This window comes from Nocardia elegans NBRC 108235, from assembly GCF_001612845.1.
Taxonomy (GTDB): domain Bacteria; phylum Actinomycetota; class Actinomycetes; order Mycobacteriales; family Mycobacteriaceae; genus Nocardia; species Nocardia nova.
Genome location: NZ_BDBF01000027.1, coordinates 1 through 15,048, shown reverse-complemented (window position 1 = coordinate 15,048; position 15,048 = coordinate 1). Strand labels below are relative to the sequence as shown.

At 67.9% G+C, this 15,048-nt stretch carries 13 protein-coding genes, 1 pseudogene and 1 riboswitch; of the genes and pseudogenes, 11 read left to right on the top strand and 3 right to left on the bottom strand.

All coding sequences use genetic code 11. The features are described from left to right. Positions 1-35 precede the first annotated feature (35 nt). Both NE2_RS19605 and NE2_RS19600 read left to right on the top strand, forming a co-directional pair. Positions 36-1,271, top strand: coding sequence for a cytochrome P450 (locus NE2_RS19605; protein ID WP_030517734.1), 1,236 nt, complete (start codon positions 36-38; stop codon positions 1,269-1,271). A 126-nt stretch (positions 1,272-1,397) separates the two neighbouring features. Next, positions 1,398-2,117, top strand: coding sequence for a TetR/AcrR family transcriptional regulator (locus NE2_RS19600; protein ID WP_030517733.1), 720 nt, complete (start codon positions 1,398-1,400; stop codon positions 2,115-2,117). A 24-nt stretch (positions 2,118-2,141) separates the two neighbouring features. On the opposite strand, the gene NE2_RS19595 is transcribed toward NE2_RS19600, so the two are convergent. Further along, complete coding sequence (locus NE2_RS19595) at positions 2,142-3,524, bottom strand: threonine/serine exporter family protein (protein ID WP_063013138.1); 1,383 nt, start codon at positions 3,522-3,524, stop codon at positions 2,142-2,144. A gap of 201 nt (positions 3,525-3,725) precedes the next feature. Here NE2_RS19595 and NE2_RS19590 point away from each other — a divergent pair, with 201 nt between their 5' ends. Continuing rightward, entirely contained in the window at positions 3,726-5,747 is a 2,022-nt protein-coding gene (locus tag NE2_RS19590) for an acyl-CoA dehydrogenase family protein (RefSeq protein WP_084494169.1), read from the top strand. A 65-nt stretch (positions 5,748-5,812) separates the two neighbouring features. After that, a complete protein-coding gene (locus NE2_RS19585; protein ID WP_063909430.1) occupies positions 5,813-6,544 on the top strand; it encodes a phosphatase PAP2 family protein in 732 nt (243 codons plus the stop codon). 32 nt (positions 6,545-6,576) lie between these two features. On the opposite strand, the gene NE2_RS19580 is transcribed toward NE2_RS19585, so the two are convergent. After that, positions 6,577-7,458, bottom strand: a complete 882-nt coding sequence (locus NE2_RS19580) for a nuclease-related domain-containing protein (protein WP_233429829.1) — start codon at positions 7,456-7,458, stop codon at positions 6,577-6,579. 159 nt (positions 7,459-7,617) lie between these two features. Next, a complete protein-coding gene (locus tag NE2_RS19575) occupies positions 7,618-9,312 on the bottom strand; it encodes a GMC oxidoreductase (RefSeq protein WP_063028176.1) in 1,695 nt (564 codons plus the stop codon). Positions 9,313-9,584: 272 nt separating this feature from the next. Here NE2_RS19575 and NE2_RS19570 point away from each other — a divergent pair, with 272 nt between their 5' ends. The 7 genes and pseudogenes from NE2_RS19570 to NE2_RS19540 form a co-directional block, all read left to right on the top strand. Then, entirely contained in the window at positions 9,585-10,154 is a 570-nt protein-coding gene (locus NE2_RS19570; RefSeq protein WP_036500985.1) for a CDP-alcohol phosphatidyltransferase family protein, read from the top strand. Positions 10,155-10,255: 101 nt separating this feature from the next. Next, entirely contained in the window at positions 10,256-10,654 is a 399-nt protein-coding gene (gcvH, locus tag NE2_RS19565; protein WP_063013135.1) for a glycine cleavage system protein GcvH, read from the top strand. Positions 10,655-10,873: 219 nt separating this feature from the next. Then, on the top strand, positions 10,874-11,344 hold the full coding sequence (gene odhI, locus NE2_RS19560) for an oxoglutarate dehydrogenase inhibitor Odhl (RefSeq protein ID WP_036500944.1): 471 nt from the start codon (positions 10,874-10,876) through the stop codon (positions 11,342-11,344). 54 nt (positions 11,345-11,398) lie between these two features. Continuing rightward, on the top strand, positions 11,399-12,172 hold the full coding sequence (gene ftsR, locus NE2_RS19555; RefSeq protein WP_104363541.1) for a transcriptional regulator FtsR: 774 nt from the start codon (positions 11,399-11,401) through the stop codon (positions 12,170-12,172). Positions 12,173-12,251: 79 nt separating this feature from the next. After that, positions 12,252-12,725 (top strand): bifunctional nuclease family protein, encoded by a 474-nt coding sequence (locus NE2_RS19550; RefSeq protein WP_030517724.1) that lies wholly within the window; start codon positions 12,252-12,254, stop codon positions 12,723-12,725. Positions 12,726-12,999: 274 nt separating this feature from the next. Then, on the top strand, positions 13,000-13,590 hold the full coding sequence (locus NE2_RS19545; RefSeq protein ID WP_063028172.1) for a MerR family transcriptional regulator: 591 nt from the start codon (positions 13,000-13,002) through the stop codon (positions 13,588-13,590). Between the two features lie 92 nt (positions 13,591-13,682). After that, positions 13,683-13,778: riboswitch (glycine riboswitch) on the top strand. Between the two features lie 169 nt (positions 13,779-13,947). Further along, positions 13,948-15,048, top strand: a pseudogene (locus NE2_RS19540) (glycine dehydrogenase); the annotation flags it as partial.

The window sequence follows — 15,048 nt, the reverse complement described above, 5'->3', positions numbered from 1 at the left end:
TTCACTCCATAGGAACGTGTTCCAAAGGAGGTACCGTGTCCGCGCCGTCTCTGCCGTCCATCAGTCACGATTTCGATTTCACCGACCCCGATCTGCTGTCGCAGCGCCTGCCCGTGGCCGAATGGGCCGAACTGCGCCGCACCGCCCCGGTGTGGTGGGTCGACCAGCCCAACGGAGTGAGTGGATTCGACGACGGCGGCTACTGGGTGGTGAGCCGGCTCGACGACATCAAGGAGATCTCGAAGAACTCCGAGGTCTTCTCCACCCAGGAGAACACCGCGGTGATCCGCTTCAACGGCGAGATCACCCGCGAGGAGATCGAGATCCAGCGAGCCATGCTGGTCAACACCGATCCGCCGGCGCACGACAAGCTGCGCCGGATCATCTCGCGCGGCTTCACCCCGCGCGCGGTGGAGAGCCTGCGGGCCGCGCTGCGCGAGCGGGCCGAGCGGATCGTGCACGAGGCGAAGAAGACCGGCGGCGGCGACTTCGTCCAGCAGGTGGCCTGTGAGCTGCCGCTGCAGGCCATCGCCGAACTGCTCGGCGTGCCGCAGGAGGATCGCGGCAAGCTGTTCGAGTGGTCCAACCAGATGATGGGCTACGACGACCCCGAGTACGCCGACAGCTACAAGATGGCCAACGCCCAGGTCATGGGCTACGCGTGGAACCTCGCCGAGGAGAAGCGCAAATGCCCGGCCGACGACATCGTCTCCCAGCTGCTCAACGCCGATATCGAGGGCGAGGCGCTGGGCTCGGAGGAGTTCGCGTGGTTCGTCATCCTGCTGGCCGTGGCCGGTAACGAGACCACCCGCAACGCCACCACCCACGGCATGAAGGCCTTCGTGGACAACCCGGCGCAGTGGGAGCTCTACAAGGCCGAGCGGCCGCGCACCGCGCCCGACGAGATCGTGCGCTGGGCGACCCCGGTCATCGCGTTCCAGCGAACCGCGTTGTCGGACACCGAAATCGGCGGTCAGGCCATCAAGAAGGGCCAGCGGGTAGGCCTGTTCTACTCCTCGGCGAACTTCGACGAGGAACGTTTCGACAAGCCGTTCGACTTCGACATCATGCGAAACCCGAACCCGCACGTGGGTTTCGGCGGTACCGGCACCCACTACTGTGTCGGCGCCAACCTGGCCCGGCTGCAGCTGGATCTGATCTTCAACGCCATCGCCGACGTGATGCCCAACCTGCGTGAGGTTTCCGAGCCGGTCCGGCTACGCTCGGGCTGGTTGAACGGAATCAAGAGCTGGCAGGTCGCCTACGAGTGAGCGCCGCGGCCGCCGGGGCAGCGCCCTCGGCGTCCCCGGTCTCCGGCGGCCCAGGACACAGTGTGCGTACCGGCCTCGACGTACCCGCGACGTCGGGGCCGGTGCGCATGCGACGAAGGACGACGCATGACAGCCGCACGACGGGGCCGGATGCCCGCGGTCAGCGACGCCGACATCCGGCGCGTGGCCCGCACGCTCCTGGTGGAGCAGGGACCCGAGGCGGTGACCCTGCGCGCCATCGCGCGTGAGCTGGGTATCACCGCACCCGCGTTGTATCGGTACTACGCCTCCCGCGACGACCTGGTGGGTGCGCTGCGCAGCGATATCTGCGCCGACCTGGCCCAGGAGCTCGCCGAACAGGTGGCCGAGCTGCCCGAGGACGGCATGGTCCAGCTGTTCGCCATCTGCAAGGGTTTCCGGCAGTGGGCCCTGGCGCATGCCCACGAGTTCACGCTCGTCTTCGCCTCGCCGGCCGGGGGTTCGGCCAGCGCCATGCGGCAATTCGACGAACCGTTCGGCCGCATCTTCCTGGAGGCCGCGGGACGGTTGCTGACCACCTACGACATCGTCACCCCGCCGACCGATGTGATCCCGCACGCGCTGCGCGAAGACCTCATCGGATTCCAGACCGAACTGCTCACCGTGCTCGCCGAATCGGGGCAGAAATTCCCGGCCGAGAAGCTGGACCTGGGTGTCACCTATCTGATGATCCAGTTCTGGGCCCGGCTGTACGGGCATGTCACCCTCGAAGTCTTCGGCAACTACCCGATGCCGGTAGGCAACCCGGATGCGCTGTTCGATGCGACGCTGGCCGATCTGGCCCGCTCCATCGGGTTCGCGGCCTGAGGCCGGGCCGCGAACCCGGCGGTCTCAGGTGAAGTCGTCGGGGCGCACCCCGGTGACCCGCCGCAGGATCCGCGGCCGGCGCAGCCACCGGGCGAACCACTCGCCGAGCGTGATACCGCCGCCGAGGGCACAGCCGACGACCAGTGCGGCGAACATCTGATTCAGCCCGACCAGCAGATCGTCGTTGATCAGGGCGAACAGGCCGCGATAGACCTTGAGACCGGGAAGCAGCGGAGTGATGCCCGCGATGGCGACGACCAGCGGGGGCGTCACCGCGCGGCGGGCCAGCAGACCACCGGCGAGACCGATCGCGGTCGCCGAGACCGCGGCCGCGATCACCGGCCCGAAACCGGCGTGCTGCACGAACAGGTAGCACACGGTGATCCCCGCGCCGCTGATGGCGGCGACGGCGAGGGCCCGGCGCTCGGCATAACAGGCGAGCGCGAACGCCGCCGCCGCCACCGCACCGGCGGTGATCTTCAACGGCAGATTGGTGATGTCGTAGGACGGCGACATGTCGATCGGCGGCACCTGGGCGCCGAAGGCTTGCGCTCCGCGCAGCGCCAAACCGACCCCGCCGATGATCGCACCGGTCATGACCAGCACTTCCAGCATGCGGGCGGCGGCCGTGATCGGTGCGCCGGTGATCGCGTCCTCGACCGCACCGACCAGCTGTAAACCACTGAGCAGCACGGTGATCCCGGCCGCGACGATCACGCTGGGATTGGTCTCCAACCCCTCGGCGAAGGTCTGCAGCAGTATCGCGGGCAGGGTCGCGATGATGCCGCCCATCATGTTCTGGAAGAAGAAGGGCAGGCCGCGCTTGTTCAGCTCGCGGTTGCATCGGTCGATCAGCAACGTCGTGGCGAAACTCACGGCCGCGACCAGCACGCCACCACCCAGCAACAGCGCGATGGACGCGGCCAGCAACGACCAGCCGAAGGTGGCGACCCACCGGTTGTAGGGGTGCGGGGCGGTGGTGATCGCGTCGAGGGCGGCGTGCGCCTCCTGAGGCGGCACCACCTCGCGGCGGATCCGCCGGGTGAGGCGGTCGACGGCCGACAGGCGAGTGAAGTCCAGCGAGCGATACTGCACCACCCGCATGGTGCTGGCGGGTGGCAGCGACGGACCCCGATCGGCGGAGATGCGAATCGAGTTGTAGGTCACGTCGATATCGCATTGTGCCAAACCGTATGTCGCGGCGATGAATTCGACCTGTGTGCTGGTGTCGGTCACGGCGGTGCCCGACGCGAGCACCACCTCGCCGACTCGCTCGGCCAGGTCGAGCACCTCGGTTACGGCGGCGTCGTCGGTGAGATCGATCGGCTTCAGCGGGGCCGGTGCCTCGACCACCGAGTCCACCGTGGCGCGCCGCTGGGCGACCAGCCGATCGGTTACCGCTCCCATCGCCCGATGCCACAACGAACTCGGCCGGGTTTCCGGCCCCGTGCGGACGAGTTCGGGCTCCAACTCATCTGTCACACTGCACACGGTAGCCGGAGTCGGCGCACGGCCCGGGGGCAGCTCCCTCACGCCGCCGGAAGCGGCGAATAGAGCAAACCGCTGGTTATCGCCGGTGGCTTCCCGGTCCCGCTACAGTCGATAACCATGGGCACCGATACGGCTACGGGTACTGAAGCAGCAGCTTCCGTGAGATCAGACTCCGCGCAGTCGGAGGCCGGGACATCGAGCACCGGGAGATCGAAGAACGGGAAGTCGACCGCCGACCATCTGCGGGCCGCGCTCGACGGCCCGTGGCGCGAGGTCCGCGAACAGGCGCGAAGGCAGCTGGTCGACGACCGGTTGTTCGGTGATCCCTACCTCGACTACCGCCAGGCTCGCGCGCGAGTACTGGACCAGATGCGCCTCATCGCCGAATTCGGTTATGCGGAAAAGGGTTTCAGTCTGGAGCACGGGGGAACCGGCGATCCCGGCGGGGCAGTCACCGGCCTGGAGATGCTCGCCTACACCGATCTGTCGCTGTGGGTGAAGGCCGGCGTGCAGTGGGGTCTGTTCGGCGGCGCGGTGGAAAACCTGGGCACCGACCGCCACACCGACATCGTCAAACGCCTGCTGTCGCTGGATCTGCTCGGCTGTTTCGCGATGACCGAATCCGGGCACGGCAGCGACGTGGCGAATCTGGAGACCACCGCCACCTACGACCCGGCGACCGGTGAGTTCGTGGTGCACAGCCCGACCGCCTCCGCCCGCAAGGACTACATCGGCGGCGCCGCCGAACACGCCCGGATGGCGGCCGTCTTCGCCCAGCTGATCACCGGCGGCGAGAGCAAGGGCGTGCACTGCTTCCTCGTCCCGATCCGCGACGAGGAGGGCAACGACCTGCCCGGGGTGACCACCTCGGACTGCGGTCTCAAGGGCGGTCTGCCCGGGGTCGACAACGGTCGCATCGAATTCGACCACGTCCGGATCCCGCGGGAGAACCTGCTCAACCGCTACGCCGACGTCGACCCGGACGGGACCTACCGCTCCGATATCGAGAACCCGAGCCGCCGGTTCTTCACCACGCTGGGCACACTGGTGCGCGGACGGATCAGTGTCGGTGGCGCGGCCGCCGCCGGTGCGCGGGTGGCGTTGAGTATCGCGCTGCGCTACGGCGACAAGCGCCGCCAGTTCTCCGATCCGGACGACGGCAGCGAAACCCTGCTGCTGGACTATCGCAGCCATCAGCGCCGGCTGTTTCCGCATGTCGCGCGCGCGTTCGCGCTGGCGTTCGCCCAGAACGATCTGGTGCGGCGCATGCACCTGGTGCAGACCGGGCAGAATCTGGACCCGGAGGCGCAGCGCGCGCTGGAGAAGCGGGCCGCCGGGCTGAAGGTCGCCCAGACCCGCCACGCCACCCGATCCATCCAGGAATGTCGCGAATGCTGCGGCGGCGCAGGCTATCTCACCGAGAACCGGCTGGTCACCCTGAAGGCCGACACCGATGTGTTCACCACCTTCGAAGGTGACAACGTGGTGCTGACCCAGCTGGTGGCCAAGGAACTGCTCACCGCCTACTCCGACGAGGTGCGCGATCTCGACGCTCTCGGCTGGGTGAAATTCGCGGCCACCATGGCCCGCGACGTGGTGCGCGAGACCTCGGGTGTGCGCCAGCTCATCCAGCGCCTGCGCGACCGCTCCGACGACGGGGTCGACGAGGGCGATCTGTCCCGGCGTTCGGTGCAGCTGCAGCTGTTCGCCGACCGGGAGGACTATCTGACCCGCACCGCCGCGCACCGGCTGCGCGCGCGGGCCGAGGAGACCGGGCCGTTCGAGGCGTTCAACAACGCGCAGGACCACATCCTCGCCGCTGGTGAGGCGCATATCGACCGGCTGGTGCTGGAGGCGTTCATCGAGGGCATCGCCGATATCGAGGATCCCGACGCGCGAGCGTTGGCCGACACCGTCTGCGATCTGTTCGTGTACTCCACCATCGAACAGAATCAGGCCTGGTACATCATGCACCGCTTCATGTCGGTGGATCGGGCCAAGTCGGTGCGGCGCGGTGTCAACGAACTCGTGGACCGGTTGCGGCCGGAGTCGGCCACACTCGTCGAAGCGCTCGGCGTGCCCGAGGCCATGCTGCGCGCGGCGATGCTCGACGACGCGAGCGTGCACCAGGGCGCGTGAACCCACGCCCGATATCGGCGGCCGGTGACGGTGGGGCGGTAGGCGGACGCGGCTATGGTCGACAGGTGCCCGCTCCACCGCCGGTCGCTCGATTTCGAGCGCATGTCGTTGCCGCCACCGTCACCCTGATCGGCCTGCTGATCACCGCGACGGTTCCGCTGAGCTTCCCCGCCGACGGGGGGCCGACGGCGTTCGATCGCGCGATCGACGATCGCGTGCACGAGGGGTTGGACGCGCATCGCGGCGTCTACGACGCGCTGGTGGTGCCCAGCGACGCCTATATCGTGTTGCCGCTGTTGCTGATCGGTGTGCTCTACTGTGCCCGCCGGCGCGACTGGTGGGGTGCCGGATTTCTGGTGCTCGTCCCGGAGTTGGTTGTCGCGATCAATACCTGGGCTTTGAAACCGCTGTGGGACAGGCATTTACAGCACTATCTCGCCTACCCGAGTGGGCACACCGTCCAATTCGTCGCCATCGCAACGGGTTTGCTGCTCGTCGCCGCCACCGTGCGCTTGCGCCTCGTCCTCGGCATGGTCGCCGCGCTCGCCTTGGCGGCCCTGGCGGTGGGCATGGTGGGTCTCGGCTATCACTATCCGACCGATGTCGTCGGCGGCACCGCGTTCGCCGTCGCGGCGGTGACCGCCTGCTGGGCGGTGACGACGGCACTGCGCATGCGGTTCGAGACCCGGCCGCTCCGGGCGGAGGCCGCCGGCGAGACCGGTGCCGGCGCACAGGCGGAATCGGGCGAGGATGCCGCAGGGGACACCGATCGTACGGCGGGCACGCCCGCGGCCTGAGGGATGCCCGCGGCGGGCGCCGCCGGTCCGGCTCAGCCGGGGCCGAAGTTCAGGACCAGCGAGATCACGAACCAGACCACCCAGGCGGCGCCGACGAGCATGCCGATCGCGAGCAGGATGCGCAGCACCGCCCGGCCGGGATCGATGCGGTCCGCCTCCTTCGGATACAGGTTCCACGGGCTGTACCAGGGCATCGTGATCGCGACGGGGCGCCCGTAGGACTGATCGGCGTGGGCCTGTTCCTCCAGGAACGCTTCCGCCTGCGCCTGTTGCGGGCCGCCGTACCACAGCGTGGTGTCCACCGGTCCGCCGAAACCCTCGGCGACGAGATCCTGCGGGGCGGGCAGATACGGCAGAATGCCCAATCCGCGGAAGGTCAGCGCGACCTCGTTGACCGTCCACTGCGCCCGGCCCTGCGAGGTGAGCGCGGTCAGGCAATCGGCCAGCCGCCGGGGATCGTCGCCGAGTACCACCTGGAAGCCGGGATCGTTCCAGAGCTGGCGGATCGTCGGCTGGGCCCCGTGCGGCGGCACCACCACGACCACGCCCTGCACCACGCGCTGGCCCAGGCCGCGTTCGGCCAGCCAGTTCTGCAGGGCGTGGGTGTGCTCGCGGGAGCGGTCCAGCGGTGTGCCGCGATCGCCGCCCTCGAAACTCACCACGTGCCCGCCGACCCGCCACGGCCCGTTCAACGGGACCTCGAGGTCGCCGCTCACCCGCTCGACCAAGGCCTCGGCCTCGATCACCACGCAGGTGGTCCGCGTCCAGATCACCGCATCGAACTGATGCAGCCGGTCGGCGTAGAACAGGCTGCAGTTGACCGTTGCCACACCCTGCGGGTCACCCGGCCCCTTCCAGGTGCGCAACCAGTCGATGAGGACCCGCTCGGCCAGGGTCCCGGCCGCATTCTGCACTCGCACGAGCATTGGCGACCGCCCTTCCGTCGACACTCGGTACCGGAAAGCATAAGGGGCACTACGGGTCCGGGGGAGACTTCGACGCGCCGGTGTCGGCATATCGCGCGCCTTCGCCGCCCGGCGGGGCAGTGGCGAAGGCGCCCGGTATGCAGACCGTCAGCGCTCGGCGGGCGCGGGATCGATCGGCGCGATGGGCAGCCGCAGCGCGCCGGGCGCGGTATCGGGCACGGTGGCGTAGTGGGGGGCGACCGGGTCGATGCGGCGGTAGCCGGCGCCCAGTTCCGGCCGCGGATCGGGTTCACCCTTGTTGGGCCAGAACGCCATCGCGCGTTCGGCCTGTGCGGTGATCGTCAGCGACGGGTTCACCCCGAGGTTCGCGGTGACCGCGGATCCGTCGGCGATATGCAGTCCGGGATGGCCGAATACGCGCTGATACGGGTCCACCACACCGCTTTCGGGCCCTTCGCCGATCACACAGCCGCCGATGTAGTGCGCGGTGGCGGGGATGTTGAACACGTCCATGACCAGGCCGTGCACGTCGCCGTCGACCTTCTCGCCGAACCGGCGGCCGACCTCGTGGGCCAGCGGAATCCAGGTCGGATTCGGTTGTCCGGTGCCCTGTCTGGTCTTCAGTTGTCCCCAGCGGCGGAACGAGGTCAGCGAATTGTCCAGCGACTGCATCACCAGCAGGATCACCGACTTCTCCGAGGCGTGGCGGGCGTTGAGGCTGCGCGCGAACACCAGCGGGTGCAGCACGATGGCCAGCAGGAAGCGCAGGAACCGGAACGCGCCGCCGTCGACGATCGGCACCGACATCGGGAACAGCGCGTTCTGCCCCTTGCCGTAGTGGCAGACCTCGACGTGGGTGTCGGGTTCGGGATGGATCGAGGACGTGATGGCGATGCCCTCGGCGAAATCGCTGCGCTGCCGGCTGACCACATTGAGAATGGCCTCGGAGTTGCTGCGGGTCAGCTCGCCCAGCCGGGGCGACAGGTTCGGCAGCACCTTGTCGTCGCGCATCTTGTGCAAAAGCTTCTGGGTGCCCAGCGCCGCGGCGGCGAAGACGACCTGTTCGGCGGTGAAAGTCTTGCGGCCCTTGCGAACCCAGCGATCCGAGCGCTGCGTCTCGATCGCGTAGCCGCCGCCCGCCATCGGCCGCACGCGCGTCGCCGTGGTCAGCTCGAACACTTTCGCACCGGCCTGTTCGGCGAGGTACAGGTAGTTGGTGGGAGTGGTGTTCTTGGCGTTGTGCGGGCAGCCGGTGAAGCAGCGCGCGCAGTGGATGCAGCCGCTGCGGCGCGGGCCGGCGCCGCCGAAGTAGGGGTCGTCGACCTCGACGCCGGGCTGCTCCTCGTTGAAGAACACGCCGACGTTGGTGGGGTGATAGGTATCACCCACGCCGAGATCGTCTGCGATGGAACGGATCACCTCGTCGGCCGGCGTCACCCGCGGATTGGGCGCCACGCCCAGCATCCGCTTGGCCTGGTCGTAGTAGGGGGACAGTTCACTGCGCCAGTCGGCGATATGGGCCCACTGCTTGTCGGTGTAGAAGTTCGGCAGCGGTTCGTAGAGGGTGTTGCCGTAGATCAGCGAGCCACCGCCCACACCGGCGGCGGAGAACACCGCGCACTTGCCGAGCACGCTGATCCGCTGCGGCCCGGTCAGGCCCAGGCGCGGCGCCCAGATCGACTTGCGCACATTCCAATTCGAATTCGGAATGGACTCCGCGGGCCAGCGCCGGCCGGATTCCAGAACGGCCACCCGATAGCCCTTCTCGGTGAGGCGCAGCGCACTGACGCTGCCACCGAAGCCGGAGCCGATCACCACCACGTCGTAGTCGAAGTCGGGCATGTCTTCCTCTCGTCACCGCGTTCACAATGAAACGAATTACGGCTCATTGTGTCACTCGCTAGTGTGCCATCCGGGCGGATGCGACCGGTAAACCTATCGTGCCGCCGCACCCGTCGCGGCGTGCCCGAATGGCGCGGCGGGATCGGTTCGGGTAAGCAACAGGCGTGAGCAACCGACCGGCCGGCGGGTCCGGCCCCGACCATCAGGCCTCCGAGCCCTCGGAGCCCGCGCGCGAATCCGCGGACGCCGAGGTCGGCACGGAGACCGACCGCATTCTCACCGTGCCGAACGTGCTGAGTGTGCTGCGGCTGATCGGCGTGCCGGTCTTCCTCTGGCTGCTGCTGGTCCTGCATGCCGACGGCTGGGCGTTCGCGCTGTTGGTCGCCAGTGGCGTCACCGACTACCTCGACGGAAAGCTGGCGCGGCTGCTCGATCAGTACTCGCGGCTGGGCGCGCTGCTGGACCCGTTGGTGGATCGGTTGTATCTCATCGCCACCGTGCTCGGCCTGCTGGTGCGCGGAATCCTGCCGTGGCCGTTCGTCGTCGTACTGATCGGCCGCGACCTTATTTTGAGTGCGACGCTCCCGATCTATCGCCGCCGCAACCTCGATCCGCCGGAGGTCATCTACCTCGGCAAGGCGGCCACCTTCGCGCTGATGTCGGCGCTGCCGTGGCTGCTGGCCGGCCAGATGGATTGGGCGGCGGCCGGTTTCGGCCGGGCCTTCGGCTGGGCGCTGCTGTGGTGGGGTACGGCGGTCTACGTGTGGACGGGTCTGCTGTATCTACGCAAGGCCTTCGCCGTCGCCCGGACCATACCTGTTGCGCCGCGAGCAACTTCGTAGCGGGTGTGGCGATCCGCCGTGTCGGCACGGGTCGATAGAGTTGTGCCGAACGCCGGTCGGCCGACACCCGTGAAAGGACGCCCCGTGAGAGGAATCAGCCTGTGACCAACCTTCCCGAGGACCTTCGCTACACCGAGGAACACGAATGGGTGCAGCGGATCGCGCCGAACCGCGTGCGGGTCGGTATCACCGATTTCGCGCAGTCGCAGCTCGGTGATGTGGTGTTCGTGCAGCTGCCGGCAGTCGACACCGTGGTGTCGGCCGGCGAGGCGATCGCCGAGGTCGAATCGACCAAGAGCGTCTCGGAGATCTACGCCCCGCTGAACGCGAAAGTCGTTGCGGCGAACGAAGATCTCGACTCCGAGCCGGAATCGCTGAACACCGATCCCTACGGTGACGGGTGGATGTTCGAGCTGCAGATCGACGACGCCGAGGCACTCGATACCGCCCTCGGTGCATTGCTCGATGCCGCAGGTTACCAAGGAGTTATCGAGGGCTGAGTCAGCCTTCCCAGTTCTACCTGCACGGGTGCGGCCGAGCAGGGTACGGTCAATGCCAACAGATGTGCCGGCGGCCGGTGCCGGGAACTCTGCCGGAACTTGCCGGTGACACCTGACAGCGCGACAGCCGGTCGCGATGGGTGGCGACGGTGAGGGCAGTGCGCTCGGAATTGGCGCCGGATACCGGTACGGAAAATCGGTTCGAGGAGGAGAGCAAGGGTGAGCGAGAACAAAGACCCGGGATACGGGGAGAGCGCGGCCGAAACGACTTCGGTGTTCCGCGCTGACTTCCTCAACGAGGTCGACGCGTCGCGCTCCGGTGAGCAGACCGGCGAGCAGCCGGTGCAAGGGGTCGAGGGGCTGCCCGCGGGTGCTGCCCTGCTGGTGGTCAAGCGCGGTCCCAACGCGGGGTCGCGGTTCCTGTTGGATCAGCCCACCACGTCGGCGGGCCGTCACCCCGACAGCGACATCTTTCTCGACGATGTCACCGTGTCCCGTCGGCACGCGGAGTTCCGGCAGGACGAGGACACCTTCCAGGTCGTCGACGTGGGCAGCCTGAACGGCACCTACGTCAACCGGGAGCCGGTGGATTCCTCGGAGCTGCAGAACGGTGACGAGGTGCAGATCGGCAAGTTCCGGCTGGTCTTCCTGACCGGACCGCGACCGCAGGTCAACGAGCCGAGCGCATAACGGCCGAGGCGGATTCCACTGATGACTGGCGCAGCGCAATGGACACGCGGAGGAATGTCGATCGGCTCCGTGCTGGACCTGCTGCGTCCGGATTTTCCGGACATCACCATTTCCAAGATCCGCTTCCTCGAATCCGAGGGGCTGATCCGCCCGGAGCGCACGCCTTCGGGATATCGCAGATTCTCGGTCGCCGATGTCGAGCGGCTGAAGTTCGTGCTGACCGCGCAGCGGGATCAGTATCTGCCGTTGAAGGTGATCAAGGAGCAGCTCGAAGCGATCGACCGCGGCGCGGCGACCCTGGGTGTGCGCGAGGCGCGGGCCCGGGCCGACGGCGCCGGTGTGGACGGCTCGGGGCGTGCGCCCGAGTCCACCCGCACGGTGGGCGCCCCCGCGGCGCCCCGGCGGCTGGGTGTGGTGCCCGGCGAGGTGTCGCCGGACGAATTGCGTCTCGATCACGAAATGCGCGTCACGCGTGCCGATCTGCTGGAGCAGGCCGGGATAGATGAGAAATTTCTCACCGAACTGATACGCGCCGGGCTCATCACGCCCGGCGCTGCCGGATTCTTCGACGCCGAGGCCGTCACCTTGGCTCGCACCGCCCAGGCGATGAGCGAATTCGGTTTGGAGGCACGGCATCTGCGGGCGTTCAAGCTGGCAGCGGACCGGGAGGCGGCCATGATCGCCCAGATCGCCGCGCCGATAGCCAAGAGCCGCGACGCCGATGCCCGGGCCCGCGCCGAGGAGACCGTACGCGAGTTGGCGGCGTTGTCGCTGACGCTGCATACCAGCTTGGTGAAGACGTCGGTGCGGGCTTCCCTCGGCGGCTGAATTCTTCGCCTAGACTCGGTGATACGGCCTGCCCAGCTGGGCTCGTGCGGGCGGCCGGCGAGTATGGGAGGCCAGTGCGATGAGTGAAATGCGTGTGATCGGCATCCGGGTCGAGCAGCCCCAGAACCAGCCCGTGTTGCTGCTGCGTGAAGAGTCGGGCGACCGTTATCTGCCCATTTGGATCGGTCAGGCCGAGGCGACCGCCATCGTGCTCGAGCAGGAGGGGGTGACCCCGATCCGGCCCCTGACCCACGACCTGATCAAGATCCTGATCCACGACCTCGGCCACACCTTGAAAGAGGTGCGAATCGTGGATTTGCAGGAGGGAACCTTCTACGCCGACCTCGTCTTCGACAACGACGTGCGGATCTCCGCACGTCCGTCGGATTCGATAGCTATCGCCTTGCGGGTCGGTTGCCCGATCTACGCGGAGGAGCCGGTCCTCGAGGAAGCCGGGCTGGTGATGCCCGACGAACGCGAGGACGAGGTGGAGAAGTTCAAGGAATTCCTGGAGTCGGTGTCACCGGACGATTTCAAGGCCACCGACAGCTGAGCTGTCTTCGAAGACACCGACAGCTGAGCTGTCTTCGAAGGCACCGACGCTGAGCTGTCTGGGAAGGTACCGACAGCTGAGCTTCTCGCCCGGGTTACTGGCGACCGCGTATGGCGGGCAGGTGATCTCGACCGTGCTCTATACCTCACGTAGAGGGTGAGAAACACGCCGCACGCGGAGTTTGGCTCCATGCCCGTGCTGCCGAGACAATCGACAGAGTAGCCTCGACAGTTAGGCCGTTGTTCTTCTTCGGCGATGCAGTGAGGGAGTAGCAGTGGGAGACCGACCGCAGCAACCAGCACCCGACCCGCGGCCCGCCGCGGTCGTGCAGCCAGGGCTGTTCCCTGACGACACGGTGCCCGACGAGCTGGTCGGTTACCGCGTTCCCAGCGCCTGCCAGGTGGCCGGTATCACCTACCGGCAGCTCGACTACTGGGCCCGCACCGGGCTCGTCGTCCCCTCGATTCGCAGCGCCACCGGTTCCGGCAGTCAGCGCCTGTACTCCTTCAAGGACATCCTGGTTCTCAAGATCGTCAAGCGGCTGCTCGACGCCGGGATCTCACTGCAGAACATCCGCATCGCCGTCGATCATCTGCGCAGCCGCGGGGTCGAGGATCTGGCCGGGATCACGCTGTTCTCCGACGGCACCACCGTCTACGAATGTTCCTCGCCGGAAGAGGTCGTCGATTTACTGCAGGGCGGTCAGGGCGTCTTCGGTATCGCCGTCAGCGGGGCCATGCGCGAGCTGACCGGCGCGATCGCCAACTTCCCGGCCGAACGCGCCGAAACCCACGAGGCGAGCGACCGGCCCGAGGACGAATTGGCCTACCGGCGCAAGGCGCGCGAGAACCGCAAGACCGGATAGTCGTCGCTCGTCGAATGTGACGCAGCCGACTGCGCGCTGAGCTGGGTCGGAAACATGGCGTTTACCGCGCACCGCTTAGACTGAGGGTGCGTCGCCGCCGTGCGGGAGAGTTCCGGGTTCCGTCCCGGACGCCGAAGGAGCAGCACCTCCCCGTCAATCTCTCAGGCATCAGGGACCGTACGGAGTTCGACGCCTCTGGAAAGCGGCGGCCGCACACAATGCGGGCCGCCCGCCCATGGGGAAAGGGATCGCGCGCGACCCCGAATCTCTCAGGCGCCACGACAGAGGGGGAGGGCCGACAGTCGTCGACGGTGGCACCCGGGGTGCCGGTCGACCCGCCCGAGCCTTGGAGCTGCCGTGACCCGTAGTTTCGCCGACCGCCACATCGGACCCGACACCACCGAACTGGATCGGATCCTCGATACCGTCGGCGTCGGGTCGATGGACGAACTCGCTGCACGTGCCGTGCCGGCGAGCATTCTGGACGCCGCCGGCGAGACCGGCCTGGACGCGCTGCCGGCCGCGATCTCCGAACACGACGCACTCACCGAACTTGCGGCGCTGGCACATTCGAACACCGTCGCCACGTCGATGATCGGCCTCGGTTACTACGACACCCTGACCCCGCCGGTGCTGGTCCGCAACCTGCTGGAAAACCCCGCCTGGTACACCGCGTACACGCCGTATCAGCCCGAGATCAGCCAGGGCCGGCTCGAAGCGCTGCTGAACTTCCAGACGATGGTCTCCGATCTGACCGGGATGGAGGTGGCCAACGCCTCCATGCTGGACGAGGCCACCGCCGCCGCCGAGGCGATGACGCTGCTGCAACGCGCCAACCGCAAGAGCAGCTCCCAGCGGCTGCTCATCGATGCCGACCTGTTCCCGCAGACCCGAACCGTGCTGACCACCCGGGCCGAACCGCTCGGCATCACCTTGGTCGAGGCGGATCTGAGTTCCGGCGAACTGCCCGAGGGCGACTTCTTCGGCGTGGTCCTGCAGACGCCGGGCGCCTCCGGCCGGATCGCGGACCCGACCGCGGTGATCGCCGCGGCGCATGCGCGGGGCGCGCTGGTCGCGGTCGGCGCCGATCTGCTGGCGCTGACGCTCATCGCCCCGCCCGGGGAGCAGGGCGCCGACGTATGCTTCGGCACCACCCAGCGGTTCGGTGTCCCACTCGGCTTCGGCGGTCCGCACGCCGGATATCTCGCGGTGCGCACCGCACACGCGCGGCAACTGCCGGGCCGGCTGGTCGGCGTTTCCGTGGACGCCGACGGGGACCGCGCCTACCGGCTCGCGCTGCAGACCCGCGAACAGCACATCCGCCGCGAGAAGGCGACCTCGAACATCTGCACCGCGCAGGTGCTGCTCGCGATCGTGGCCGCGATGTATGCCTCCTACCACGGCGCCGACGGGCTGCGCGCGATCGCGCGGCGGGTGCACGGCCACGCCGAGCGGCTC